The sequence below is a fragment of the Streptomyces sp. NPDC088732 genome (assembly GCF_044751205.1).
Taxonomy (GTDB): Bacteria; Actinomycetota; Actinomycetes; order Streptomycetales; family Streptomycetaceae; genus Actinacidiphila.
Genome location: NZ_JBIVLI010000001.1, coordinates 189,084 through 213,977, shown reverse-complemented (window position 1 = coordinate 213,977; position 24,894 = coordinate 189,084). Strand labels below are relative to the sequence as shown.

At 72.4% G+C, this 24,894-nt stretch carries 21 protein-coding genes; 9 read left to right on the top strand and 12 right to left on the bottom strand.

Annotated features, from left to right (window positions below; all coding sequences use genetic code 11):
• Positions 1 to 7: 7 nt before the first annotated feature.
• From ACIP9H_RS00935 to ACIP9H_RS00905, 7 genes are all read right to left on the bottom strand, one after another.
• Entirely contained in the window at positions 8 to 1,540 is a 1,533-nt protein-coding gene (locus tag ACIP9H_RS00935) for a dynamin family protein (RefSeq protein WP_401956629.1), read from the bottom strand.
• Entirely contained in the window at positions 1,537 to 2,451 is a 915-nt protein-coding gene (locus ACIP9H_RS00930; protein ID WP_401585123.1) for a hypothetical protein, read from the bottom strand. The genes ACIP9H_RS00935 and ACIP9H_RS00930 overlap by 4 nt, the downstream gene beginning before the upstream one ends.
• Entirely contained in the window at positions 2,448 to 4,406 is a 1,959-nt protein-coding gene (locus ACIP9H_RS00925) for a dynamin family protein (protein ID WP_401956626.1), read from the bottom strand. Before ACIP9H_RS00925 ends, ACIP9H_RS00930 begins: the two co-directional genes overlap by 4 nt.
• Positions 4,403 to 5,965 (bottom strand): hypothetical protein, encoded by a 1,563-nt coding sequence (locus ACIP9H_RS00920; RefSeq protein WP_401585128.1) that lies wholly within the window; start codon positions 5,963 to 5,965, stop codon positions 4,403 to 4,405. Before ACIP9H_RS00920 ends, ACIP9H_RS00925 begins: the two co-directional genes overlap by 4 nt.
• Positions 5,966 to 5,969: 4 nt before the next feature.
• Positions 5,970 to 7,025, bottom strand: coding sequence for a hypothetical protein (locus ACIP9H_RS00915; protein ID WP_401585131.1), 1,056 nt, complete (start codon positions 7,023 to 7,025; stop codon positions 5,970 to 5,972).
• A gap of 64 nt (positions 7,026 to 7,089) precedes the next feature.
• The gene (locus tag ACIP9H_RS00910) at positions 7,090 to 7,986 is read right to left on the bottom strand and encodes a hypothetical protein (RefSeq protein ID WP_401585134.1); all 897 of its coding nucleotides are present in this window, start codon (positions 7,984 to 7,986) and stop codon (positions 7,090 to 7,092) included.
• Positions 7,987 to 8,130: 144 nt separating this feature from the next.
• Positions 8,131 to 9,369, bottom strand: a complete 1,239-nt coding sequence (locus ACIP9H_RS00905) for an Hsp70 family protein (RefSeq protein ID WP_401585137.1) — start codon at positions 9,367 to 9,369, stop codon at positions 8,131 to 8,133.
• 284 nt (positions 9,370 to 9,653) lie between these two features.
• Between ACIP9H_RS00905 and ACIP9H_RS00900 the strand changes: the two genes are divergently transcribed.
• The 3 genes from ACIP9H_RS00900 (at position 9,654) to ACIP9H_RS00890 (ending at position 12,531) form a co-directional block, all read left to right on the top strand.
• Positions 9,654 to 10,373, top strand: a complete 720-nt coding sequence (locus ACIP9H_RS00900; protein WP_401585140.1) for a Crp/Fnr family transcriptional regulator — start codon at positions 9,654 to 9,656, stop codon at positions 10,371 to 10,373.
• A gap of 194 nt (positions 10,374 to 10,567) precedes the next feature.
• On the top strand, positions 10,568 to 11,713 hold the full coding sequence (locus tag ACIP9H_RS00895; RefSeq protein WP_401585143.1) for a hypothetical protein: 1,146 nt from the start codon (positions 10,568 to 10,570) through the stop codon (positions 11,711 to 11,713).
• Positions 11,713 to 12,531, top strand: a complete 819-nt coding sequence (locus ACIP9H_RS00890; RefSeq protein WP_401956620.1) for a hypothetical protein — start codon at positions 11,713 to 11,715, stop codon at positions 12,529 to 12,531. Before ACIP9H_RS00895 ends, ACIP9H_RS00890 begins: the two co-directional genes overlap by 1 nt.
• Before the next feature lie 49 nt (positions 12,532 to 12,580).
• Here ACIP9H_RS00890 and ACIP9H_RS00885 read toward each other — a convergent pair whose 3' ends face one another.
• The 3 genes from ACIP9H_RS00885 to ACIP9H_RS00875 all read right to left on the bottom strand — a co-directional run bounded on the left by ACIP9H_RS00885 (position 12,581) and on the right by ACIP9H_RS00875 (position 15,573).
• The gene (locus ACIP9H_RS00885; RefSeq protein ID WP_401956617.1) at positions 12,581 to 14,431 is read right to left on the bottom strand and encodes an ABC transporter ATP-binding protein; all 1,851 of its coding nucleotides are present in this window, start codon (positions 14,429 to 14,431) and stop codon (positions 12,581 to 12,583) included.
• A gap of 165 nt (positions 14,432 to 14,596) precedes the next feature.
• Positions 14,597 to 14,950: a DUF2809 domain-containing protein gene (locus tag ACIP9H_RS00880; protein ID WP_401956614.1), complete on the bottom strand. Its 354-nt coding sequence runs from the start codon at positions 14,948 to 14,950 to the stop codon at positions 14,597 to 14,599.
• 86 nt (positions 14,951 to 15,036) lie between these two features.
• On the bottom strand, positions 15,037 to 15,573 hold the full coding sequence (locus ACIP9H_RS00875; RefSeq protein WP_401956611.1) for a GNAT family N-acetyltransferase: 537 nt from the start codon (positions 15,571 to 15,573) through the stop codon (positions 15,037 to 15,039).
• A 202-nt stretch (positions 15,574 to 15,775) separates the two neighbouring features.
• Between ACIP9H_RS00875 and rox the strand changes: the two genes are divergently transcribed.
• Together rox and ACIP9H_RS00865 are read left to right on the top strand one after the other, a co-directional pair.
• Entirely contained in the window at positions 15,776 to 17,203 is a 1,428-nt protein-coding gene (gene rox, locus ACIP9H_RS00870) for a rifampin monooxygenase (RefSeq protein WP_401957121.1), read from the top strand.
• Between the two features lie 203 nt (positions 17,204 to 17,406).
• Positions 17,407 to 18,654 (top strand): phosphodiester glycosidase family protein, encoded by a 1,248-nt coding sequence (locus ACIP9H_RS00865; protein WP_401956608.1) that lies wholly within the window; start codon positions 17,407 to 17,409, stop codon positions 18,652 to 18,654.
• 47 nt (positions 18,655 to 18,701) lie between these two features.
• Here ACIP9H_RS00865 and ACIP9H_RS00860 read toward each other — a convergent pair whose 3' ends face one another.
• Entirely contained in the window at positions 18,702 to 19,793 is a 1,092-nt protein-coding gene (locus ACIP9H_RS00860) for a MerR family transcriptional regulator (protein WP_401956605.1), read from the bottom strand.
• Between the two features lie 281 nt (positions 19,794 to 20,074).
• Between ACIP9H_RS00860 and ACIP9H_RS00855 the strand changes: the two genes are divergently transcribed.
• Positions 20,075 to 20,854 carry a D-Ala-D-Ala carboxypeptidase family metallohydrolase gene (locus ACIP9H_RS00855; RefSeq protein WP_401956603.1) on the top strand — a complete coding sequence of 260 codons (780 nt, stop codon included), beginning with the start codon at positions 20,075 to 20,077 and terminating at the stop codon, positions 20,852 to 20,854.
• A gap of 127 nt (positions 20,855 to 20,981) precedes the next feature.
• Here the strand turns inward: ACIP9H_RS00855 and ACIP9H_RS00850 are convergent, their stop codons facing one another.
• Positions 20,982 to 21,866 carry a metallophosphoesterase family protein gene (locus ACIP9H_RS00850; RefSeq protein ID WP_401956601.1) on the bottom strand — a complete coding sequence of 295 codons (885 nt, stop codon included), beginning with the start codon at positions 21,864 to 21,866 and terminating at the stop codon, positions 20,982 to 20,984.
• 210 nt (positions 21,867 to 22,076) lie between these two features.
• Between ACIP9H_RS00850 and ACIP9H_RS00845 the strand changes: the two genes are divergently transcribed.
• The 3 genes from ACIP9H_RS00845 (at position 22,077) to ACIP9H_RS00835 (ending at position 24,593) form a co-directional block, all read left to right on the top strand.
• Complete coding sequence (locus ACIP9H_RS00845) at positions 22,077 to 22,499, top strand: MarR family winged helix-turn-helix transcriptional regulator (RefSeq protein WP_401956598.1); 423 nt, start codon at positions 22,077 to 22,079, stop codon at positions 22,497 to 22,499.
• A gap of 147 nt (positions 22,500 to 22,646) precedes the next feature.
• Positions 22,647 to 23,093 (top strand): VOC family protein, encoded by a 447-nt coding sequence (locus ACIP9H_RS00840; RefSeq protein ID WP_401957118.1) that lies wholly within the window; start codon positions 22,647 to 22,649, stop codon positions 23,091 to 23,093.
• Between the two features lie 39 nt (positions 23,094 to 23,132).
• A complete protein-coding gene (locus ACIP9H_RS00835; RefSeq protein WP_401585167.1) occupies positions 23,133 to 24,593 on the top strand; it encodes a dihydrolipoyl dehydrogenase family protein in 1,461 nt (486 codons plus the stop codon).
• Positions 24,594 to 24,894: the final 301 nt, after the last annotated feature.

Sequence of the window (24,894 nt, the reverse complement as noted above, 5' to 3'; positions counted from 1 at the left end):
GCCGGGCTCAGTGCCGGGCGTCGAAGACAAACGCCTCGCACAGTTCGCGTGCCGTCCGGGCGTGCCGCTGAGCCGGCCGGGACGGCGCGGTGAACTCCAGTCGGCGCCAGTGCGCCGCCTGTTCAGCGGCAGCGGCCGACAGTGCGGCGGGCGTGCTGCCGGGAGCGAGTCCCAGGCAGGCCGGGGCGGTGGCGCCGGTGGCGAGCGCGACCAGGGATGCGACGTCCGGTTCGGACAGTGCCAGACGTTCACCGGCCAAGTCGGCCAGGGCGGTCGCCAGTTCCTGCTGCCGCATCAGCGGATGCCGTCGTACGGCGTCGATCCCGGCTCGCAGTGCGTCCAGCCCCGGCCACGCCGCGGGAGGCGCCTGCCCGGCGGCGGCCCCGGTCTCCAGGACACCGAGGGCCGCCGCCGCCCGCAGGCGGTCCGCGGCGTAGACGAAGCGCCGGCCCATGTGGTCGAGGAGCGGGTCGATACCGGAAGCCCTGCGCAACTCGCCGAGCAGCGCGCGCGTGCCGGGCACGCCGCTCGACACCGCCGCGACGGCCGTGGCGATTCCGTAGCGTCCCAGCAACGTGAAGACGCGCTGCCGCTGGTCGGCGGAGAGCGGGCCGTCGGCCCAGCGGAGGAAGTCGTCGGGGGAGTACAGCGCCCGGTCGAGCGCCACGGAGTCGCTGGCGGCGAGCCGCCGCACCAGCGCCGTATCGCGCTCGGTGAATTCGTCGCCCATCGCGGTCTGCGCCAGCAGCCCGGCGACAGGGACGACCTCAGTGACCATGCCGGTGAGCCGCCGGGTGTACGTGGCTGCCACCCGCCGTGCGCCGGGCCAGGGATCGCCGACTCCGCTGCCGAGCTCGTCCACCCGGCTGAGGACGCCGACGACATTGAGGGCGGTCATCCGGGCGTCGGCCTTCATCCGCAGCGCCTGCAGGGCCTCCGCGTCCCCGGCACCGGGATGCGGCATCACGTACAGCAAGGCGTCGGCCTGCGCGAGAGCGCGCATCGCCACCTCGTCCAGGCCGCTCAAGGTGTCCATGCCCGGGGTGTCGACCAGGGTGTAGTCGTCGGCACCCAGACTGTCGGTCACCTCGACGACGATCTCCTCGATCTCCTCACGAGGCGAGCCAAGCCGTGCGGGATCGCGCGGAATGCCCCCGCCGGGGGCACTCGGCACGTGATAAACGCGGCCGTCGGCGCGGCGCACCTCGACGCGGTTCTGCACGCCACGGCGGAACCAGGCGACCAGCATCGTGCACTCGGTCGCCGCGGTGGCCGCGAGTCGCCGCCCCAGCAGGGCGTTGACCAGGGTGGACTTGCCGGCGTTCATCCGCCCGCCGACCGCGATCCGCAGGGTCCGCTCACCGAGCCGCTGCCGTACGGCGGCGACGGCATCGACGGCCGGCCCCGGAGGCAGCATCGGCTCGGTGGCGTCGCACAGCCGCAGGACCCGGGCGCACAGTTCCCCGTTCCCGTTCCCGGGCAGGTGCCCGGGGCTGTTGAGGTTCCCGGTACGAGTGCCGGGGTCGGCACCGGCGTTCACGGCCGTCCTACCGCAACGGGTGGCGCGGTGGATTCCTGAGCATCCTTGAGAGCCTTGATCAGTTCTCGTGCGGGCTGCTCCAACGGTTCCAGCTCCGCCAGCCGCCGCTGTGCCTCCTGCGCGTGGCGCAACTGCCTGCGGTACTCGCTCTCCACGCCGTCCAGGGTGGAGATGAGACTGTTCCACAAGGTCGCCCTCGTCCCCGCCGCGGCACTCAGGCGGCGACTGGTGTCCACCGCGGAACGCAACTCGGCGACCCGGCCCGACACATGCTGCGACATGCACCAGAGCACCGGGACGTGCACCCCTCGCGGGTTCGCCCCGCAGGAGACCGCCACCGTGGCGCCCGCCACCCGAGGGGACGTGGCCATCGCCGCCTGAAGGGCCGCCATCGGAGCGGTCGCACGGGCCCAGGCGGCAGATCCCGATATCAGGTCCGCCTTGGTGTAGGCGATCACGACCGGCGTGTCCCGGGTGCGTTCGCTGATGGCCTGCTGGAGCAGTACCGTCAGCCGGCGCACCTCGCGGCGGCTGGACTCGGCGCCGGCCAGCCGGGCCGCATCAGCGAAGACCACGAGAGCGTCCGCCTCAGCGAGCTCGGCGAGAACCGCGGCCGTCTCCTCGTTCCCCGCCCTGTCGTTGAGGGCACCGCCGCGGTAGTCGTTCCAGGTGAAATCGGCGATCCGTTGATGCCGGTGGGTCAGGACGAAGGAATGCGCGTCCCGGCGCGAGGAGGGCGGCGGGTAGACGCCGCGGCGGACGGCCCGGGCGACCCTCGTCAGTTCGCCGTCCCGCTTGTCGTCGGTGGCGCGCACCCGGAAGTCCCGGTACCCGGAGCGCATCAGCTCGTACATCATGGCGATGTAGGTGGTCTTGCCGGCGTTGCTGTGCCCCAGCATCACGATCTTCACTGCGGTTCCCGTTCTGCCGGGGAGTCCAGCCGGGCCGACAGGTCGCGGCTCCGGGCAAGGAGGTCGTTGAGGGAGTCGACACGGCGACGGGTCCGCTCGCGCTCCCGGGCGAGCTGCTCGGACGCCGTCGACAGATGCTTCTGGTGCAGGGCCAACTCCTCCTCCAGGGCGACCCGCTGGGCCGCGAGCCGTTCGGTGAGCTGTTCGGCGAGCCGGTCGGTGATCTCCTCCACGGAACTGCTGATCTGTGGAGGGATCTCCGTGGTGAGTTCGGCGATCAGCCGATTGGTGTACCGGATCGCGTCCCCGCGGGCCCGGGCCATCTCCTGGCGCCGCTTGCGGCGGCCGCTCAGCAGGGCCACCATGCCGAAACCCGCGGCCAGCGGGGCCACGACGCTCGCGGTGAAGAGCATCGTGATGCCCGCGGCCAGACCGCCCGCACCCCAGGCAGGCATCACCCGCTCGACGAAGCCGAGCACGCCGCCGTTCATGTCGTCGCTGTGCACCACGGCAGGCAGTGCCTCCAGCCGTCGCGGCCGGGTGAGGGCCAGTTCGGCGCCCGGCTCCCCGTCCGCGGTGCCGCCGCACACCTGCTCCATCGCGGCGGCGAGCTCGGCGGTGCCGCGCCGCGCCGCGGTGTCCAGGTCCAGCCAGATCGCCTCGACGCCGGCCTGGAGGTCCCGCGGCAGTTCGGCGGCCAGGACCGCGGGCGGCGAGGCCGCCATCTTCTCCTCCGCCAGCTGCCGAAGGTCGTTGACGTTGCGCTGGAAGCCGAGGCGCAGCCGGCGCTCCAGGTCACGGCTGGACCGGGTGAGCGTCCTGCGCCATGCAGCGTCCTCTCCCTGCAGCGCCCGCAGCGCGTCCCGCCGCCTCTGCACCTCTTCCTGGAGGGCGGGGTCCTGTTGCAGTGATCGCAGCCGGCGCTCCTGAGCGGCGGCCAGGGGCGCGACAGCGGAGGTGACGGTGTGGAGGCAGTTCTCCAGCCGCAGTTCGGTCGAGCGGGCGGCGATACGGTCGGTGAGTGCATCCAGGAGCGGCGGAAATCCGCTGAGACCCAACCGCTGCGCGGCGACCGGGTCGTCACCGTCGCCGGCAGCGGCGGCGAGGTCGGCATCCTCCTTCGCCCGGCTGCTGACGGCGAACCAGGGTGCGTGGGCGTAGCGGGCGGCGTGCTCGGCGAGCAGCCTCCGGTTGCGCTCCAGCACCTCCTCCCAGCGGCCGTACTTGTCCGTCTGGGTCAGGACGAAGACCACCTCGGTGATGCGTTCGGTGGCCCGCTCGAGGAAGCGCAGCTCCGAAGCGGTCAGCTCGCTCTGGCCGTTGACGACGAAGACCAGGGCGTCCGCGCGGGCCAGCGTCGCCATGGTGATGCGCGCGTGGCCGGAGACCAGACCGCCCACACCGGGTGTGTCGATCAGGACCAGCCCCGATGCGAGCAGTGACGAGGGAACCCCCACCTCGACGTGACGCACGTCGTGCCGGTAGGGCTCCTGGCTGAGGGGGTCCAGGGCTGCGTACTCGCCGATCGCGGCGACCGGGATCGGATGCCCCGCGGCGTCGTCCTCGAGGAAGGCGACGGCCTGCGTCTCGGCCGCATGGCGGACCACGAGGTGCACTCCGGTGGCGACGTCGACCTCGACCGGCAGTAGTCCGGGACGGCCGACAAGGGCGTTGATGAGGGAACTCTTGCCCCGCTTCTTCTCGCCCACCACGACAAGGACCGCCGCCCCGCCACGTACCCTTGCGGCCTCCGTGCGGACGGCCTCGGCGAGTTCGGGCGGGACGACCGCGTCCTCCGGCGTGTATCCCTCCGGCTCGTCCGGTTCCCGCCCGTCGCCGGTGGAGCGGGCGGCGCGTTCGAGGAGGCCGGCGGCGTCCGCGGCCAGGCGCAGCACCGCGGACTGGAGCGGGTGCCGCGATGTCCCGTCCGGCGGCTGCGGAGCTGCGATGGTCATCCGGAATCTCCTGCCGAGGGGGTGGGGCCGGAATCGGGGCGGGTACCGTCCTCCGAAACGTCGTCGGTGCTCTCGGGAACGGAGGGCGGGTCGGCCGCGTACTCCCGCTGCGGAACGGGCCCTTGGGCCGCGGCAGGTGTCGCCGTCTCGCGCGGAGGCGGGGGATCGTCGTCGAACCCACCGAAGTAGCCGTCGTAGGAGGCGGTCTCGGCCTCGACCTCGCGGGCCCTTCCGAACATCGGTGGCGCCGGCGGGGACGGGGCTCCGCGGGGCGGCTCGGGAGCGTCCTGGCCACGGCCGGCAGCGGGCCCGGCGGGTAACCGGGGGCCGGTGTCCTCGTACCCTCGTGGTGGCCGCTCCCGCTCGCGGGAGCCGGATCCGCCGGACGCCGGCGGATCCGGCGACCAGTGCCCGGGTTCCACGGAGGACCCGTCCGGGCGCTCGTACGGCTGCTCGACGCGGCCGGCACCGGCAGGGTCGTCGTAGGCGCTCTGCCGCCGCAGCCCGCCCCGGGCCGGAGGCCGCTGGGGCGGTTCCCCGGCGCCGAAGCCCTTGCGGAACTCGTCGACGACGTTCTGGACGACATCGTTGAACGGAGCGAAGAACGAGGACCGTCCGGAAGCCGGGGCATCAGGAGCGTTCTGCCGCTCCGGCGCGGCCGACGGACCGGTGTCGGGCCTCTGCTTCCTTCGCAAGGAGCGGTGCGGGCGCTGGTGACGCCCCGGGTCCTGACGGCTGCCGCTGTGTTCCGCGGTGGCGGTGGGCGACGTGGACGGAGGCGGGACGGGCTGCCGCTCCCGCCGGTAGTGCGTGATGTCGTCACTGCACAGGTGGGTCAGCGAGGCGAGGTTGGCGTCTCGTGCCTCACTCCAGCCGGTGACCAGCACCACGCGTTCCAGCGGGCGTTCCAGCGCCGCCGCCCACAGCTGCCCGGCGGCGGCGCCGGGCAGCAGATGAACGGTGTACGACTCCGTCGGCAGCCACGCCGACGCGGTTCCGGCCGGGGACGCCGCGGGCGTCTGCGGCACCGTGCTGTCCGGGCCGCCGTCCTCCCCGCCCGCCTCGCCCGAGGCGGCGGGGACGGCGGAGGGCGAGGGCGCCCAGGGCGCGGGCCGAGGCCGGCTCGTCCGGGTGTCGGCGGCACGAGTGGACCGTGCGAGCCACGTGAGGCCGGTCCACTCGCGGTACACCGGACCGGCCCACGCCGCGAACCCCCGGCGCAGGGCGTCCAGGGAGGGCACGGCTTCGTACCGGTCCGGGGTGTGCCATCCGACGAACCCGTACAACGGGCGGCCGTGCTCGTCCTGGTTCATGTCGTCGGCCACCAGCGACAGCCGGCAGGCCGCGCCCACCAGCAGCCCGTGCGCCCCCCGGCTCAGCACGAACCGGGGTGCCGGCTCCAGCCGCTTGCCTCCGGCCACCGTGGCCCGCACCGCCCGGCCCACCGGGCTGTTCTCGCCGAGGCCATCGGGATGGGCGCGCCACCAGCGGTCCACATGGTAGGTGCGTCCGTACACGACGGCGGACCAGCCACCCGGCTTCGCTTCGCTGTCGTCCATGCCGTCAGCCCTCCTGCAGCTTCCCTGAGCGGTAGATGGGCATGTGGCGTAGCTCCATCGCGAGCAACTCCGCCCGCCTGCGGGCCTCCCGCACTTCTTCCTGCATGTTGTCGAGTTCCCCCTGCCATTCCCGCAAACGGTTGCTGCCCTCTTGGATCTGACTCCGCTTGAAGAGCCCGCCGAATGCTCCGGAGCTCAGTCCCGCCAGTTCCCGGCTCTGATCGTCGATCTGACCGCTGATCTGCCGGATCTGCTGCTCGTGGCGGGTGATGCCCTCGGTGAGGTAGTGCAGCAGCGCGAAGATGACCGGGTTGTGCAGGTTCTTGGGGTTGATGCTCCCGGGGTCGACGGTGGTCTCCCTGGCGCCGTTGAAGGTTCCGAGCTGGACCGGACAGAGCATCGCCGAGACCCCCTCGGACACCGCCACGGGCACGAGGTTGCCGAGGTTCTTCGCGGCGATGGTCAGCGCTTCGCGGGTCGACATGCCGGTGACCTTGCTGAGCAGGTCGGCCTTGGTGACGACGACCACGAGCGAGGGAGCGGGCTCGCCGGCCTCCAGCCGCTCGCCGATGACCCCGTTGATGGCACGGGAGAAGCGGGCGATCTTCATCGGGTCGGCGGCCGGGTTGAGGTTGGGCTGGGCACCGTCGGCGATCCACCGGGCGACATGCTGCCCGTCCAGGATGAGCAGGACCGCGTCCGATGCCGCGATGCGCGACCGCAGCATCGCGACATCCGCGGGCGAGTCCTCACGGTTGCCGCGCTGCGTTCCGGCGCCGCCCCGGAAATCCATGCAGTCGATCTCCAGCAGCGGCAGCACGCCGTGCAGAAAGCGGAAGTCGAAGCCGGTGGGGACCTCGGCCGTGGGCTGGGGCAGCGTGCCGTCCTCGCACAGCTCCTCCCATGCCTCTGCCAGGTCGAGGTCCACATCGGGATCGGAGGCGTACAGGAAGTAGCCCTTGATGCCCGACGACAAGGTGGCGTACATGCCGTGCAGAAAGGTCGTCTTGCCGGAGCCGGTGGCTCCCAGCATGGTCAGGGTGATACGGGGGACACGCATGGGTGTTGTTCCTCTCCTCCGTCGGCGGAACCGGTGACGATCCGCCCGATGCCGGCGCGGGCGGTCAGAAGCAGGCCACGTCCTCCAGGAGCCCCCCGAGGCGTTCGGCAGGCGCCACCAGCGGCTGCAGGCGCGCGAACTCGGCCTGCGCCTCCAGCTGGTGACGGGCGCTGATCGAGGCCCACGACGGTTCGCCCTTCCACCAGCTGCTCAGGCGGTCCCCGATGGTGTCCCGGGCCGCCGCGTCCCGCGCCGCGGCGAGCCGTCCGTCGACCGACTCCTGGAGCTCGATCCCCCGGCCGACGATGCCGAAGTGCAGGCTCCACAGCACGGGCACGGCGACATTCACCGGATCCGGCCCACAGGACAGCGGCACAACCGCGCCGTGGATGTGCTGAGTTGCCGCAATCCCGTCGATCAGCTGCTGAAAGGGGGCGATCAACCGGTCCAGCACACCCTGGTCGTCCAGGTCGACCAGATCGCACTTGGTGAGGGCGAGTACGAGGGGCGTGAGGGCCTCTCCACGGGCTTCGAGGGCCCGCTGGACATGCACCGTCATCCGCCGTACTTCGCCGGCCGCCGCCGAGTGGGTTATCAACCGCTGTGCGTCGACGAAGAGGATGATGCCCTGCGACTGCTTCAGATCCTCGTGCAACTGCCCCGCCTGGGTGCTGCTGCCGGCCCGCTCCTTCAGCGCCCCTCCGCGGTAGTCGCGCCAGCGGAAGGGGAAGATGTCACGCCCGTCGTGCTGCAGCACAAGGTCGAACACGGCCCGCTGGTCGCTGGCCGGTGGGTAGCGGCCCTCGAGCACCGCCTCCGCCGCGCGCATGAGGACGCGATGGGCGTAGGGGTCCTCCGCGCGCAGGCTCAGTCCCTCGACGCCCTCGCGCATGACGGCGTACATCAGCGAGACGTATGTGGTCTTGCCCGCTGCGCTGTGGCCGAGCATCACAATGTCCATACGAGTCCCCCGTGAGGTACGGAAGCCGCGTGCCGAAGACAGCGGCACCCTCGTTGGACGGCGGTGAAGGCCGGATTGTGCCCTACGGGCCGAAATTGTTCGCGGGCGGGGCCGATCGACGGCCGACGGGGGCCCGCGGGTCCCTCAGAGCTCGAAGAACGGGTCGTCAGGGTTGAAGGTGGACGGGCTCTTCGAGCGGGCAGCGGCCCCGGGGACCGGGCCGGCAGGCGTCCTGGTCGCTCCCGGCCCCGCCGCGACGGCCGGCGGCCGCGCCAGTGCGCCGAGCACCACGGTGGCCGAGGGGTCGGGGGCCAGCAGCGGCAGCAGACCGGTGCGCTCCGCGATCAGCTCGGACACCCGGGGCGTGCGGCCCGCCCCACCCGCGACGATCACCGCGTGCAGGTCCCCGGGCGTGTGCCCCGACTTCTGCAGGGTCTCGGCGAGCACATCGAAACTGCGCTCCAGAACCGGTTCCGCGGCGGCCCGGAACTCGTGGCCGCGAACCAGGAACGGTTCCGGGTAGCCCGGTACGGGCACGTCGACGCCGGCGCTGCTGGACAGCGCCTCCCGCGCCGCGACCAGACTGCGGTGCAACTCTGCCCGCTGCTGGGCCGCTTCGGGGGAGACGGCTTCCCACAGGTCCTGCCACAGACCCGGGTCCCGGTCCAGCACACGTTCGGCCAGCAGTTCGCGCAGACAGTCGTCGAGGTCGTCGCCGCCGAGATGGGGATCGCCGCCGGTGCGCACGACGGTGAACCTGGCGCCGTCCCAGGCCAGGACGGCGGTCTTGAGAGTGCTGCCGAGGTCGTACACCGCCAGATGGGCGCCCACGCGCAGGTCCCCCGGACGTGCGGAGTCCGGGAGCCCTGGGCCGGCCGCATGGTGGTGGGCGGCGGCGACGGGCTCCGGCAGGAACTCGGGCTTGGTGATCCCGGCCGCGCCCGCGGCGGCGCCGAGCCGCGCCAGTTGCGTCGGCGTCCAGTGGGCGGGATGGGTGAGCACCGTCCGGCCCGGCGCGGTGCCGCCGTGCCGGACCCGCGCCTGCTCCAGCACCTGGGACAGCAGTGCGGTCACCAGGTCGGCCGTGACGACCGCGGTGCTGCCGAGCAGCACCCGCTCCTGCTCCACCAGGGCTCGTTTCGCGGCCCGTTCGGCGCGCTCCGGCCGGCGTGCGGCGGCCTCGGTCGCGGCCTCACCGAGCAGCATCCGGCCGTTGTCGTCCAGGCAGACGAGCGAGGGCAGGAAGGTGCCGCCCCCTGTTCCGAGTGGGACGACCGCGGGTGTCGGGCGCGCGCCGTCGTCCGCCGTCCCCGCCGAGGCCGCCGCGATGCGGTGCGTGCCCACGTCGATCGCCAGTGACCAGTCCCCCGCGTGCGCAGTCATTCTCGGCACGTCCCTCCGCCGGCAGTCGTTCGCCCGGGCTCGTTCCCGCCCACGGCGTTCAGGCCGAGATCATAGGACCGCTGTGCCCTGCGGAACGAGGGTACTGGTCCCGAAATGCGAACCGCCCGGATCCGGCGGCGGGGCACCGACGGCCTTGCGCGGGGGCTGCGCCGCCGCTTGTGCCGTGTGTTCCGTATCTGGCTCAATGTGTACCAAGAGGTGCCTCTGGGGGGAGGATCAAGGTGAGTCCTGGGCACGTTTCCGCCCGGCGGAGGGGCTCACCAATGGTGCCCGCCGAGTCGTGGGCGGCAGGGACCCTGCTGGCTGAACTGGACCTGCTGGAACCGAACGCCCCGGGGGCGGCCCGCTCTTCCCTGGAGCGGATCGGGACGCCGCGCGTCTACGCGCGCGGTGAGACCATGCTCATGGCCGGCGCCCGGGACACCTTCGTCCTGCTGCTGCTCGACGGTCACGCGAAAGTCACCACCGTGGACGGCTCGGGTACGGACGTCCTGGTGGACATCCGGGCGGCGGGGGACGTGGTCGGGGAGATCGCGGCTTTCGACGACCGGCCCCGTTCCGCCACCGTCGTCGCTGCCCAGCAGATGTACGCGCGGCGGATCTCGCAGGATCAGTGGCTGCGGTGGGTGACCGGGAGCAGGGTCGCCGAACTGGCCGTCAGCCGGAGCCTGGCACACCGCAGCCGCGTCGCGGTCAGACGCCGCACCGAGTTCGTCCGGGGTCCGGTCATTGCGCGCCTGGCCCGCGCGGTCCTGGACCTCACCGAGCAGTACGGGCTTCCGCTGCCCGAGGGGCTCCTGGTCAGACCGGGACTCACCCAGGCGGAGTGGGGCGGGCTCATCGGTGCCAGGGAGCGGCGGGTCCACCAGGCCCTGCACGAGTTGGCGCGGGCGGAAGCCCTTGCCTTCGGGCGGTGCAGGATCGTCGTGCGCTCGGTTCCGGCCCTCCGCCGCTTCGCCGCGCTGGCCGCGGAGGAGTGGTGAGCGCGCTCCGCGTGCTCCGGTTCGCCCTCGCATCATCGGGCGCGGCAAAGCGAGTTGTCGCGAACCCGCACTGAGACCGGTTACGGGACGCGCTGTCGCGCTGTACTGGCCAACGACGGACGGCCGGTGCGGCCGTTGCCGGCTCCCCGGCCGTCCGTCACGACGCAACGGCCACTCCTCTCGTGAGGCAACACATGCGCGCCATTCCCGTCACCGTGCTCGGCCCGCACAAGTCGGGCAAGACCGTCTACCTCGCCAGCCTGTTCCGTCGCCTCGCCCTGCAGCGGGACGACATCGGATTCTTCGTTCAACTGCCCTCCGACCAGGGCCAGAGACTCAACAACGTGTACAACGAGATCGTCAGTCCCGGCGCCTGGCCCGACCCCACCCTGCTGTCCGACGTGTCGGAGTGGGAGTTCACCTGCGCGATCCGCACCCACGCCGACAAGGTCTTCCGGCCCTTCGCCATCACCTACATGGACTTCGCCGGCGAGCACCTGACCAGCGGCAAGAGGACCGAGGCCCACGCGCGTGTCTGGAAGCGGGTCGAGGAGTCGGAGTTCCTGCTCGTCCTGCTGGACGGGGCCAAGGTGCTGCGCTGCTTCGAGGGCGACTATCGCGTGGTCGACGAACTCGTCCAGGTCTTCAACGTGGTGGCGGGCAGCAAGGCCGTGGTGCACTTCGTCGTCACCAAGTGGGACCTGCTGCAGACGGCAGGGCACACCGTCCGCTCAGTGATGGACCAGCTCATGAAGCACCCGGACTTCCACGACTGCGTCGAAACCCGGCTCAGGCAGAGCGACACCAGCGGCCGGCTGCGCGTCATCCCGGTCAGTTCGGTGGGGGCAGGCTTCGCGGTGCCGGACGGCGAGGCCATGGTGAAGCAGGGCGGGTTCCCCCGGCCCCTGAATGTCGAGGTGCCGCTGATGGCGGTCCTGGTCGACCTGTTCGACCGCCACCTGAACGAGATGGCCGCCGAGGGCTCGGTCGCCGAGGGGGCCGCCCAGGAGCAGCGACAGGCCCAGAAACTGAAGTGGATCAGGACGATCCAGGGGCAACTTCCGGTGGTGAAGGCCCTGCTGGGCGCCAGGGCCGTGAAGACGCCCGCGCTGAAGGTGCTCCAGGAGACCATGCTCGGCCCGTTCATGGACTTCGTCGGCCGGCAGGTGGACGAGTACGGTCAGCGCGTCGAGCACGATGTCGCGGCGCTGCGCGCGGAAGCGCTCCAGGCCCGTTCCGAGCAGGAGGCCCTGTCCCGTCTGATCCACCTGTTCGAGGCGGCTCTGGCGGAGTTCGAGATCGGCCACCCGGGTTCACGCCTGCGCAAGGAGGCGGCGTGATGGCCACCGACCGTCACGAACCGGAGCAGGGCTGGCCCTTCGCGATCACCCGCTCGGTCAGGACGGGCTTCCAGATCGTGGTGGCCCCGGACTTCCTCGTCGACTCCGGGCAGCACGACCTGCTGGCCGACGCGGCGGGCGGCGAGGTGTCGGACGATGCCGTCTACCGGCGCGAGTACCGCGATCGGGGCAGCGACCGGCTGTGGCTGCTGTACCGGGTCGTCTACCTGAAGGGCGACGACGTCGGTCAGGGCGACGACTTCGACCGTCACGACCGGCGGACCCCCCTGATCGAGGGGGTTGTCTGCCGGACCCGGCCCGGGATCGCACCCACCGATGAACTCTTCGCGTCACTGCACGCGTTGTGCACACCGACCCTTCGCCGGTTCTACCTGGAGGATTCCGAGATCTTTCCGGTGCACGGGCGCGGACCGATCGACCTGCCGGAGGCGGGGCGCACCCTGCAGGTGGAGGAGCAGAACCCGTACGAGTCGGAAAGGAATCTTGAAGCGGCCCTCCGGGGCCGCCACCCACAGCCACGTCCCCTTCCCACCGGTGAGGCGTACGAAGGAGCCGGCGACGCCACCGGACTGGCCCGTCCTGGCGGCGCGGCTGGCGGTGGGGCTGGCCCTGTACGTCACGGGGCGGACGCTGGTCATGGTGGTCAAGGCGCTGGCCAAGGCCGGCGAATCGACGCGGAACCCGTCACGGACCACAGCGGCGGCCGACGTCGTGGCGGACCCTCCGCGCTGATCACCGGCCTGGCCGTCGTGGTCGTCGTGCTCCTGATCGTCCTGCTCGTCGTCGGACTCTCCTGAGCGGACGGATTCGGTGGGGACACCGAATCCGTCCAGGAGCCCCTGGGCCTCACACCAGGTTGATGTCGGTCCCGACGCGCTCCCGCGGGGCGTCGTCGAGGAAGCCGCCCGACTGGTGCTGCCACAGCTTCGCGTAGGCGCCCTCCGAGGCGAGCAGGTCCAGGTGGGTGCCCTGCTCGACGATGCGCCCGCGGTCCAGGACGACGAGCCGGTCCATGCCGGCGACCGTGCTCAGGCGGTGCGCCACCACGAGTGCGGTGCGCCCCTCCATGAGCCGCCACAGCGCCTCCTGGACCAGGACCTCGCTCTCGGAGTCCAGGGCACTGGTCGCCTCGTCGAGCAGCAGGATCGGCGCGTCGCGCAGGATCGCCCGGGCGAGGGCGACCCGCTGGCGCTGCCCGCCGGAGAGCTTGACCCCGCGCTCGCCCACCATGGTGTCGAAGCCCTGCGGCAGCGCGTCGGCGAACTCCGTGACGTGCGCCGCCTCGGCCGCCCGCCGGATCTCCGCCTCCGTGGCCTCCGGCCGCGCGAACGCGATGTTCTCCCGCAGCGTGCGGTGGAACATCGCCGGGTCCTGCGGCACATAGGCGATCAGGCTGCGCAGGTCGGCCTGGCGCAGGCTGCTGATGTCCTGGCCCCCGACGAGGATGCGGCCGGACTCGATGTCCTTCATCCGCAGCAGCAGCCGCGTCAGCGTGCTCTTGCCGCCGCCGGACCGGCCGACGAGGCCGATCTTCTCCCCGCTGGACACCGCCAGGTCCATGCCCTGGAAGAGCGGCTCCGCGCCCGCGTGGGCGAAGGTCACCTCCTCGAAGCGGACCTCGGCGGACCGGTGCGAGGGGTGCCGCAGCGGTTCCGGCGACGCCGGGTCGAGCACCGTCGCCGGGGTCATGAGCAGTTCGGTGAACTGCGCCGCCTCCGTCATCGAGCTCTCCAGGCGGCGGTAGATCTGGTTGAACTCGAACATCATGCGGGTGGCGTTGCTGTAGTACGTGAAGGCCACCACGATCGCCTCCACATTGTGCGCGCCGCTGTGCCCGCTGCTGCCGAGCGTGATCGCGAGCAGCAGGCCCAGGCCGTTGGTCAGCACGGACAGCGGCGCGACGAGCGTGTCGATGCGCAGGTTGCCGTAGTCCCACGACCGCAGGGTCAGCCGCCGCGACTCCGCCACACGCGACCGGTGCTCCGCCGCCTCGCGCTCCTCGGCGGCGAACGCCCGGACCGTGTCCATGTTCGTCAGGCTGTCCGCGACATGGCCCGAGACCCGGGCCACCGCCGCCTCGCGCTGGTTGACGAGCGCTTGGCGGCGCCGGATCAGCGGGGTCACGCACAGCGCCGTCAGCGCGATCATCGTCACGAGGCCGACCACGAGCAGCGGTTCGTACCGCCACAGCACCACCGAGCCGAACAGCAGCGGCACGAGGGTGCCGACGATCTGGAAGGTGACCGTGTCGACGACCTCCTCGAACCGGGAGGCGAAACTCAGCACCCGCTTGGTCAGCGACCCGGCGAAGTTGTCGTGGAAGAACGCCGCGTCCTTGGCGAACAACTCGTCCATGCCGACCACGTACAGATGCTCGATGCCGAGGGCGTCCAGGCGGTTCAGGCAGTGCAGGCCGATCCGCCACAGGGTCTCCGCCAGCAGCAGCGCGCCGGCGAAGGCGAGGACGTACGGCAGTGCCGTCGCGAAGCCGATGGCGGTCCCGTCGGCGACCCGGCCGACGAGCTTGGCGACGACCAGCGGCGCCAGGTAGTTGATGCCGACGTTGCCGAGCGCCGGCAGGAGCATCGCGGGCACCGTCAGGAGCCGGAGCCGGGACAGTTCCCTTCCGTAATAGCGGAGCGCGAGCATGACCGAGCCCCGGCCCGGTGCACTCGCGTGTGCTTCAGACAGTCCCATCACAACCCCGTGTCCCTGGTGTCGTACTGCGGCTCACGGCATGCCGTTCCACGGGCCGTGCCGAGCCTGGTTCCGGTTCGAGCGATCGCCCCGACGGAGGAGGTGCGGGGGAGGGGAGTCTCCCGCGCCGGAATCCCCGGCGTCCAAGGATTTTTCCCGTATGGACTACTTTCGGCCCCCGGTGCGGCGACGCCCGTCGACCGCCGTGAGGACGAGCCAGCCCCCGGCGGCGCCGATCGCGTACCAGTGCAGATCGGGCGCGTTGAAGGTGGTGCCGAGCACCAGGCGGGCCACGGTGCTCCGCGCGGAGAGCTCCGCCGGCACGTCGCTGAGCTGGAGGAACTCGACCGCCCAGCTGAGGGCCAGCGCGCTGCCGGCGGCCACGCGCGGGGAGACCCGCGGCGCCACCAGGACGACGAGCGCGACCAGCAGCAGGGTGTACAGCGCGTCCCCGCCGTACTTCGCCACGTCCCCCGCCGCCACGGCCCGCAGCCCCAGGCCCGCGCCGACGGTCGCCACCGCGGCAGCGGCCGCCGCCGGACGGGTCGAGCGGGCGCGTGTCCTTGACGGCCGGGGCCCCAACAGGCCTCTGGCACCCGGGGTGTTCACGAGCGGGGCGTCCACTCGCTCGCGAGCAGGCCGAGGACGGCCTCGTCCGCGTACCCGCCGTACACCCAGGCGGCGCGCCGCAGTGTCCCCTCGCGCACGAAGCCCGCGCGCGTCGCGGCCGCGATCATCGGGGCGTTGTCCGCGAGGGTCTCGACCTGGAGGCGCTGCAGGCCGCGGACGGTGAATCCGTACCCGCACAGCGTGTGCAGCACATCGGTGCTGAACCCGCGGCCGCGGAACGCGGGGCGCAACGAGATGCCGAGGTGGGCCGACCTGTTGTGCAGATCGATTCCCCAGACCAGGGCGGCGCCCGCCAGTTCCCCGGACTCCAGCTCCACCACGGAGAACAGGGCCACGCTGTCCGACGGTTCCGCCACCGCGAAGGGCGACTGCCCCGAGCCGGGCGGGACCGGCTGCCAGGGGCGGGAGACGGTGCGCGCGTGGGTGGCCACGTCGTTGTACAACTCGGAATGGAGAACCGCTACGTCGCTTTCCTGCCGGGCGCGCAGCCCGGTCTTCTCACCATGGATCACTTACGTATTGCTATCCGAGGGGAGGCGGCCGATCAAGCGCGCGGCAGCGCACACAGGGCAAAGGCAAAGGCAAGGAGATCACCCGCTCCTTGCCACTTTCACCTTATAGCGCAGCGGGGGCCTTGCGGCAAGGCCCGGGTGGTGCCGCAGAATCTCCGGCCGAGGCCAGGACCTGCCTCATGTGGGGGATTTCGTGATCGACGTGGTGGACGTGATCGTCGCCGGCGGCGGCCCGACCGGCCTGATGCTGGCAGCGGAACTGCGCCTGCACGGGGTGCGCGTGCTCGTGCTGGAGAGGGACGCGGAGCCGCCCGCGTTCGTCCGCGCGCTCGGCCTGCACGTGCGCAGCATCGAAGTGCTCGACCAGCGCGGTCTGCTGGACCGCTTCCTCCCGCTGGGCAAGCGGCACGCCGTCGGCGGCTTCTTCGCCGCCGTCACCAAACCCTCGTCCGAGGGGCTGGACACCGCCCACCCGTACGTCCTCGGCATCCCGCAGCCCGTCACCGACCGCCTGCTGGCGGAGCGTGCCGCGGAACTCGGCGCCGACATCCGCCGCGGCCGCGAACTGACCGGCCTGAGCCAGGACGATCACGGGGTGACCGTGGAACTGGCCGACGGCACCCGGCTGCGCTCGCGCTGGCTCGTCGGCTGCGACGGCGGCCGCAGCACGGTGCGCGGGCTGCTCGGCGTCGGCTTCCCCGGGGAGCCCACCCGGGTCGAGACGCTGCTGGGCGAGATGGAGGTGACCGCGACGCCGGACGAGGTGGCCGCCGTGGTGGCCGAAGTCCGCACGCGTCAGCTGCGGTTCGGCGTCGGGCCGATCGGGGACGGGCTGTACCGCGTCGTGGTGCCCGCCGCGGGACTCGCCGCCGACCGCTCGGTCCCGCCGACCCTCGACGAGGTCAGGCGGCAGCTGCGGGCGGTCGCCGGCACCGACTTCGGCGCGCACTCGCCGCGCCGGCTCTCCCGGTTCGGCGACGCCACCCGGCTCGCCGAGCGCTACCGGACCGGCCGGGTGCTGCTCGCCGGCGACGCGGCCCACGTCCACCCGCCGACCGGCGGGCAGGGCCTCAACCTCGGCCTCCAGGACGCGTTCAACCTCGGCTGGAAACTGGCCGCGGAAGTCAACGGCTGGGCACCGCCGGGGCTGCTCGACAGCTACCACACCGAACGGCACCCGGTGGCCGCCGCGGTGCTGGAGAACACCCGCGCGCAGATGGAGTTGCTGTCCCCCGAACCGGGCCCGCGCGCGGTCCGCCGACTGCTGTCGGAACTGATGGACTTCGACGAGGTGAACCGCTACCTGATCGAGAAGATCACCGCCATCGCGGTCCGCTACGACTTCGGCGAGGGCCATGAACTGCTCGGCCGCAGGCTGCGCGACGTCCCGTTGGGGCAGGGTCGCCTCTACGCACTGACGCACGGCGGCCGCGGACTGCTGCTCGACGGCACCGGCCGGCTCTCGGTCGACGGCTGGGCCGATCGCGTCGACCGTGTCCCCGGCGCCAGTGCGGAACTGGACGTGCCCGCGGTGCTCCTGCGGCCGGACGGCCATGTGGCGTGGGTGGGCGAGGACCAGGAGGAACTGCTCCGCGTACTGCCCCGCTGGTTCGGCGCGGCCGCGGGCTGAGCGCACGGAGGGCCGGGAAGGGCACGGACCGTCGCCCTGCCGGAGGCCCGTGGACGGTGACCGGTCTGAACCACTGGTCCCGGGCCCGGTCCGCCAAGATTCGCCGCGCCGTCAGCGAACTGCCACCGGCCATTCCTCCGGGCCCCTTCTCATGGCCCGGACGGACATTCATGCGCCATGCGTGCAGATATGACGGGACATACATGACCAGAATGACAGGGCGGGCCCGTACGGCGGCCGCGTCCCTCGCGGTGACGATCACGATGAGCGTGATGGTCCTGGGCGCCGGGGTCACCCAGGCGGACGCGGTCGAGCGGGTGCGGCTGGCGGAGGACGTGACCGTCGCCCCGGGCATCACGTACCAGGCCTTCTCGGTGGCCGCCTCGCACGGCAAGGTCACCGGTCACGTGATCACCGCCGACCTGAGCGACAGCCGGGTCTCGGTCGGGATGCTGACCCCCGGCAAGGTCGCGGCGCGCGCGAAGCTCTCCCAACTGGTCTCGGCGCAGGGTGCGGTGGCCGGCGTCAACGCCGATTTCTTCAACATCGACGAGACGCAGCACCCCGGCGTGCAGGCCACCGGTTCCGCGGTCGGCCCGGCCATCGACAACGGTGTGGCGCTCAAGTCCGCCGTGCCGAACGGCCAGCGCTTCGGACCGGGCCTGGCGCCCGGCACGTCCACCCGTGATGTCATCGGCGTCGACTACAAGAACCGCGCCCACATCGACTCGCTGACCGTCGACGGCTCCATCAAGGGGCACCGGGACAAGGAGCTCGGCCTCGACGGGTTCAACCAGTACGCGATCCCGGTCGGCGGCATCGGCGCCTTCACCTCCCAGTGGGGCGACGTCTCGCGCAAGCGGGCCACGTGCGGCACCGACACCCTGCGGGCCGGCGCGTGCAGCACGGACGTCTACGAGGTGACCGTGCGCAACAACCGTGTGGTGTCCGGCTCGGACACCATCGGGGCAGGCGCCGTCGACGCCGACTCGGTGGTCCTCGTCGGCCGTGAGGCCGGCGCGGCGGAGCTGCGCTCGCTCGAGATCGGTGAGCACATCCGGGTCGACGAGGACCTGGAGTCCGCGGGCGGCAACCGCCTGAAGTTCGCGGTCGGCGGCGCCCCGGTGCTGCGCGACGGCAAGCCGCTCGCGGGCCTGGACAACAAGGCCGTGGCGACCCGGACCGGTGCGGCCTTCGGCGACGACGGCCGGACGCTGTACCTGCTGGTGCTGGACGGCACCGCGGAGAGCGGCGCCGGTCTGACCATCGCCGAACTCGCGGGCGTTTTCCAGAGCGTGGGCGCCGACAACGGTGTCAACCTGGACGGCGGCGGTTCCTCCACCCTCGTGACCCGTGACGAGGTGACCGGCAAGCCGGTCGTCCGCAACCACCCGACGGGCGGCGCCGAGCGCCCGGTCCCGGAGGGCATCGGGCTCTTCTCCCGCGCCTGAGCCGGGCGGCTCGGGCGGCGTCGCGGACGCCGCCCGGGCCGGGCCCGTCAGTCCTCCAGCCGGACCGGCATCAGGAGCGAGAGGGTGTCCTCCGCGTCGGGCCTGCGGATCGCCACCGGAGCGGTCGGGGCGCCGAACTCCAGGATCAGCCGGTCCCGGGCTCCCGCGGCCAGCGCGTGCAGCAGGAAGTCCCGGTTGACGGCGACGTCGCCCGTGTCCGTACGGTCCTCGCCGTCCTCTACGACCCGCACCGTGCCGTCGTCCGTCAGCGAGAGCACGACGATGTCGAAGGACACGCCGTCCTGGTCGCGCACCTCGCTCGCGCGGACGGGCCCGGCCTCCACCGCCGCCCGGAAGGCCGCGACGTCGACGAGGGCGCGCCGCCCCGCCGGGACGCGGACGAGTCGGCGGTAGTCGGGGAAGTCGTGGTCGAGGCGCCGGCCTGCCGCCTGGCGGTCCCCGGCCTCCAGGGCCACGCGGTCGCCGTCCACGGTGAGTCCCACGGACCCGCCGTCGTTCAGCAGCGCCCGCATCGCGTCGGCGAGCGGGGACGGCACGACCACCTGCGTGCGCGGTCCGTCGTGCCCGGTGGCGCCGGTCTGCGCGACCGCCATCCGGTACCGGTCCGTGGCCACGACGCGGAGCGTTCCGTCCTCGATGTCGAACAGGACTCCGCCGAGCATCGGCAACTCGGGGTCGGTACTGACGGCGAAGCGGACCGCGTCCAACGCGGCGGCCAGTTCGGGCGCGGGTACGGCCAGCCGGGCGGCGGCGGGGGCACTGGACGAGGTCATGGGGTTCTCCCTGCGTTCGAGAAGGGCTCGGACCGCGGAGAACTCGACACGCGCGTCGGACAGCGTCCGTTCGAGACGGCGCAGATGCGCCGCGAGCAACTGCCGCACCAGGTCGGTGTCCTGGCCCGACCAGCCGGCCAGCACCAGCCGGATGTCCGCGAGTGGCATCCCTGCCCCGCGCAGCCGCGCCAGCAGCCGGGCCTCGTCCAGCTGTTCCGCGTCGTACCAGCGGTAGCCGCTCACGGGATCCACCCAGGCCGGGACCAGCACGCCGGCGCGGTCGTAGAACTGCAGGGCGCTCACGCCCAGTCCGCTGTCCCGGGCCAGCTCACCGATACTGCGCATCTCGCTCTCCACACCCGGAACCCTGGGCCCTTCACCAAGTCGAGGGTCAAGCGCCGCCCCTCCGGGACCGAACGGGGACGGTCCGCACCGTCCGGGGCGCCCATTCACGGCGAATTCACCGGGTGAGTCTACCCGCGTAGTGGTGAGTGTGTTGTCATGAACGCGATCAAGTCTGGGTATTGCGGTCGTCCCATGACGCCGACTCGCCCGCCGGCCCCGGCACCTCGCAGGCGCCGGCCGCCCGACGTTCCCATGCTCCCCCGATCGAGGAGAGAAGGCTCATGAACACCGGAGAACACGCACCCCGCGGCCTGGACCGGCGCGCCCTGCTCCGCGGCGCGGCGGGCCTGACGGCCGCGGCCGGCATGGCGGCGGCCGTCAACCTGGCATCGGCGACCCGCGCCTCCGCGTACGGGTGGACCCGCACCCTCCAGCAGGGCGCGGCCGGCGCCGACGTCACCGAGCTCCAGATCCGCGTCGGCGGCTGGGCCGCCGCCGGCGCCGGCCAGACCTTCGTCGCGTGGGACGGCGACTTCGGCCCCGCCACGGCCGCCGCGGTCAGGCGTTTCCAGTCCGCCTACGGCCTCCCGGCGGACGGCATCGCCGGCCCGCAGACCCAGAGTGTGCTCAACAGCCTGGAGAGCGGCGACGGTTCGACCGCGCACTTCGAATGGAGCGAGTTCCAGTCCAACGACGGCACGGGCTTCGGCAGCGGCAAGGTCGGCGCCACGCAGGTGAAGGAGAACGTGCGCCGGCTCATGTACAAGCTGGAGGCGCTCCGCAAGAAGGCCGGCAACAGCGCGATCACCGTCAACTCCGGCTTCCGCAGCGTCGCCCACAACGCCTCCGTCGGCGGCGCCTCGAACAGCATGCACGTCTACGGCGTCGCCGCGGACATCGTGGTCGCGGGCCACTCCACCCTCCAGGTCTACCGGATCGCCGAGACCTGCGGCTTCTCCGGCCTGGAGGCCTACACGCACTCCTGGCAGCACGTCGACAGCCGCGTCCAGTACCCCTCCTACGGCTCCGGCTCGTGGTGGTGGGAGAGCGGCACCGTCTGACAAGGGGCCGGGGAAGTGAACGGCAGGTCCTCCACAGGGAGTCGGAGGGCCGTTCACCTCGCGGTCACAGCTCCGCCAGGGGGCCCCACGGAGATCGTGGCCGTTCCCGACCCCGCCCCCAGGGGCGTCAGGCGCCGGGCCGCAGCCGGTCGAGGACCGAGCGGAGCTGGTCGCGGTCGAGCTCGTACACCGTCTCGCCCGCCCGCGGGTCGCGTGCCTGGAGCACGTGGAACAGCGGGGCGTACGGACCACCGAGGTCGACCAGGGTCGCCGAGGCCCCGCGAACGGCCCGCTCGGTTCCCGGTGGGCCCGTCAGGTCGATGCGGCTGAGGACCCCCGGGGTCACCCAGACCGGGACGGACGCGAGGTGGCCGAAGAGCTGGAGGTGGAAGTGGCCGCACAGGACGAGTTGCACGTCCGTGCCGCGCACGGCGTCCGCCAGCTCTTCCGCGTTCTGCAGGCCCACGGCCTGCTGCACCTCGACGTCGAGGGTGACCGGCGGGTGGTGGAGGACCACCACGGACCCGTGGGGCGCGGGCGTGGCCAACACCTCGCGGAGCCAGTCCAGCTGGCGGGCGCCGACCCGTCCGGGGGCCTTGCCGGGGACGAGTGAGTCGAGGGTGATGAAGCGGTGGCCGTCGATTGTGCTCACGGCCGCCCGCTCGCCCTCCGGGGAATCCACGACGGCCGAGGCGCAGTCGTCCCCGTCGGCGCCGATGTGGCCGCTCCCCAGGATCTTGGCGAAGGCGCCGCGCTCGTCGTGGTTGCCGGTGCAGAAGACCACCGGGGCCCGCTTGCGGGAGGCGAACGCGCACACCATCTCGCGCGCCACGGTGTACGCCTCCGGTGAGCCGTCGTCGGCGACGTCCCCGCTGACGACGACGGCTCCGACGCCGGGCACCGCTTCCAGGTCGGTGAGCATCCTGCGCAGCGACTCCCGGGCGTTGATGCCGCGGGCGTTCGGCGCGTCGTCGGGGCCGATGTGGATGTCGGACAGGTGAAGGATCCGCATTCCGGCCACGCTACAGAGCCCCTGACGTGACGTCACCGGCCCGTAAGCGCGCTTTTGGGTCGTGTCACCGGGGCGCGCGGGAGGGGGTGGCGTCCGTCGCCCGGTTGTCCTCTTGCGTCGTCAAGAAGTTAGGGTAAAGGAGTGTCCCCCGCAGAGCAGTCACCGCCGCCGCAGCCACTTCGCCCCCTCAGCGCGAGCGAGGAAGCCTTCGTGCGCGAGCTGAGCAGGGTGATGCTCGTGCTGCCCCGCGTGGTCGACAACGACCTGGTGCGCGAGGCGGGGCTGCCGCTCTCCGAGTACACGTCGTTGATGCACCTGTCCGAGGCCCCGGACGGCCAGTTGCGGATGAGCGAGCTCGCGGACGCGTGCAACCTCTCCCTCAGCGGCGTGACGCGGGTCGTCATCCGGCTCGAGAAGCAGGGCTGGGTGGAGCGGGTCAAGTGCGCCGAGGACGGCCGCGGCTGGAACGCCGTGCTGACCGACACCGGCCTCGCCCGGCTGGAGCAGGCCTGGCCGACGTTCCTGTCGACCGTGCGGCAGCACCTCGTGGACCACTTCGACGGCCATGACCTGGCCCCCCTCACGGCCGCGCTGCGGAACGTCGCCGTCGAGGGCGCGGGGCACAACGGCTGATCTCCCGCGGGACTCCCGGTAAGGACCGGTCCTCCGTCCCCCTTCCCGTTCATTCGTCACCTGCTTGACAGGTGACATCGGCGTCGGCCATGCTCGTCACCAGTCAGACCGGTGACACACCTCCTCACGGAAAGATGGATGACGACGATGGACCTGAAGCTCGAAGTGCTCGTTCTGCCCGTCTCCGACGTCGACCGCGCCAAGCACTTCTACGAGGAGGCCATGGGCTTCCGGCTGGACGTCGACTACGCCGACGACAAGGGCTTCAGGGTCGTGCACCTCACGCCCCCCGGATCGCAGTGCTCGATCCTCTTCGGCGACGACGTGACCACCGCGGCCCCGGGCTCGGCCCAGGGCCTGCACATCGTCGTCACCGACGTCGAGCAGGCCCGGGCCGAGCTCGTGGAGCGCGGCGTCGAGGTCAGCGAGGTCTTCCACGACGCGGGCGGCGTCTTCCACCACGCCGGCGACAAGGACCGCGTCACCGGACCGCACCCCGAGCGCGCGAGCTACGGGTCGTTCGCGGCGTTCAGCGACCCGGACGGCAACGCATGGGTGCTGCAGGAAGTGACCACCCGCCTCCCCGGCCGCTGAGCGGACTGTCGCGACACCGGAAAGACAACAGGAGACCCGATGACCGAGACCGAGACCGCGACCGGGACGTCCCGCACTTACGACGTCGTCGTCATCGGCGCCGGCCCGGTCGGCGAGAACGTCGCCGACCGGACCCGCGCCGCGGGCCTGAGCACCGTGATCGTGGAGAGCGAACTCCTCGGCGGCGAATGCTCGTTCTGGGCGTGCGAACCCAGCAAGGCGCTCCTGCGGCCCGTGCTGGCGCGCGCCGATGCCCGACGGATACCGGGCCTGCGGCAGGCGGTCGAAGGCCCGCTCGACGTGGCCGCCGTCCTCGCGCACCGCGACGCCATGGCCAACCACTGGCACGACGACGACCAGGCCGACTGGCTGGCCTCCGTCTCCGTCGACCTGGTCCGCGGCCACGGCCGGATCGACGGCCCCCGGCAGGTCGTGGTGCGCACCCCCGACGGCGGGACCGTGCGGCTGCACGCCCGCCACGCGGTCGCCGTGTGCACCGGCACGGGCCCCGCGCTGCCCGACCTCCCGCACCTGGACCAGGCCCGGCCGTGGACCAGCCGGGAGGCGACCAGCGCCGCCCAGGTGCCCGGCCGGCTCGCCGTCGTCGGCGGCGGGGTGGTCGCCGTCGAGATGGCGACCGCCTGGCAGGGCCTCGGCTCGCAGGTCACCCTGCTGGTCCGGGGGAACGAGGGGCTGCTCCCGCGCATGGAGCCGTTCGCGGGCGAGATGGTCGCCGACGCCCTCCGGGAGGCGGGCGTCGACGTACGCCTCGGGGCCTCGGTCACCTCCGTGGCACGGGAGGAGGGCGCCGGCGGGGAGGTGGGCGTCAGCCTCGCCGACGGCGGCACGCTGGCCGCCGACGAGATCCTGTTCGCGACGGGCCGGGCCCCGCGCACCGAGGCGATCGGGCTGGAGACCGTCGGCCTCACCCCCGGGGACTGGCTGACCGTCGACGACACCTTCCAGGTCACCGCCGTCACCGGCGGATGGCTCTACGCCGTCGGCGACGTCAACCACCGCGCCCTGCTGACCCACCAGGGCAAGTACCAGGCCCGGATCGCCGGCGCCGTGATCGCGGCGCGGGCAAAGGGCGAACCGGTGGACGCCCGCCCCTGGGGCCCGCACACCGCGACCGCCGACACCGTGGCCGTGCCGCAGGTGGTTTTCACCGACCCGGAGGTCGCGGCGGTCGGCCTGACCACGCAGGAGGCCCGGCGCACCGGACGCCGGGTGACCGTCGTGGACCACGACTTCTCGGCGGTCGCCGGTGCGCACCAGTACGCGGAGGGATACCGCGGCAAGGCGCGCATGCTGGTCGACACCGAGCGCGGCACCGTGGCCGGGGTCACCTTCGTCGGCCCCGGCGTCGGCGAACTGCTGCACTCGGCCACCGTCGTGGTGACCGGCGAGGTGCCGGTGGACCGGCTCTGGCACGCCGTCCCCCCGTTCCCGACCATCAGCGAGGTCTGGCTCCGCCTCCTGGAGACCTACCGCGGATAACGGCTCCCCTTCCGGGGTCCTCCGGCTGAGGTGGTGCCGCGCACGCGCGGTGCCCGTCGGGTGGGGTGCCGCGCTGTTGCCGCGGGTCGATGCCGGCCCCCGCCCGGGTTCTCCGTGCCGGGCGGGGGCTTCGGGGTTCCCTGACAGTCCGGGGAGGGCTTTGGGGCCCTGCCGTGGCGAGGCGCCCGGCGCCGCTCTGGTTCCGGCTGCTGGGCGGAGGCTTCATGCGGAGTGGGATGCCCGGCCGGGGCCCGGCGGAGCTCCGCGCACGTGGCTTCCCGCCGGGTGGGGCGCCGCCCGC